General features: G+C 71.0%; 1 protein-coding gene. It reads left to right on the forward strand.

Annotated elements, in window-relative coordinates:
- Positions 1–1,032: aldehyde dehydrogenase family protein (locus B0W88_RS31950; RefSeq protein WP_077038427.1), on the forward strand; the 1,032-nt coding region annotated here is incomplete at both ends.

Consider the following 1,032-nt stretch of genomic DNA (forward strand, 5'->3'; position numbering starts at 1 on the left):
CAACTGGAGTACGGGGCGCCGGACGGCTTCGCCACCTTCGCGGCCCGCCACGCCGCCGACGCCTTCGCCCACATGGCGCAGACGCTGGAAGGCTATGAGTTGCACCGCCGCATCGGCACGGCCGAGGTGGCGATGGAGCCGGTCGGCGTCGTCGCGCTGATCACGCCCTGGAACAGCAACGCCGGCTTCATCTGCAACAAGCTGGCCACCGCCATCGCCGCCGGCTGCACCGCCGTGATCAAGCCCAGCGAGATGAGCGCGCTGCAGACCCAGGTGGTGCTGGAGGCGCTGCATGCCGCCGACGTGCCGCCCGGCATCTACAACGTTGTCAACGGTCGCGGCGACGTGGTCGGCGACGAGTTCAGCCGCCATCCGGACATCGCCAAGGTCTCGTTCACCGGCAGCACCGCGGTCGGCAAGGCAATCCTGAAGGCAGGCGCGGACACGATGAAGCGGGTCACGCTGGAACTGGGCGGCAAGTCGCCGACGATCCTGCTGCCGGATGCCGACTTCGCTGCCGCGATCCCGCTGGCCGTGCGCGCCGGCTTCGTCAACAGCGGCCAGGCCTGCATCGCCGGCACCCGCATCCTGGTGCCCGAGAGCCGCATGGACGAGGCGCTGGCGGCGATCAAGGCGGCCGTCGAGGCGATCCATGTCGGACCGGCGAGCGACCCGGCCAGCGAGATCGGGCCGATGGTCAGCGCCAGGCAGTTCGAGCGGGTGCAGGGCTATATCGCGCTGGGCCTCGAGGAAGGCGCGACGCTGCTGACCGGCGGCCCGGGCCGGCCGGCGCATCTGGATCAAGGCTGGTTCGTGCGGCCCACCGTGTTCGCCGGCGTGAGCAACGCGATGCGCATCGCCCGCGAGGAGATCTTCGGCCCGGTGCTCTGCGTGATCGGCTACCGCGACGAGGAGGACGCAATCGCGATCGCCAACGACACGCCCTATGGCCTGCAGGCCAGCGTCCATTCGGCCGACCTGGGCCGCGCACGCGCCGTCGCGGCACGGCTGCAGGCGGGCCGGGTGGTGGTC

Source organism: Pelomonas sp. KK5 (assembly GCF_001984095.1).
Taxonomy (GTDB): Bacteria; Pseudomonadota; Gammaproteobacteria; order Burkholderiales; family Burkholderiaceae_C; genus KK5.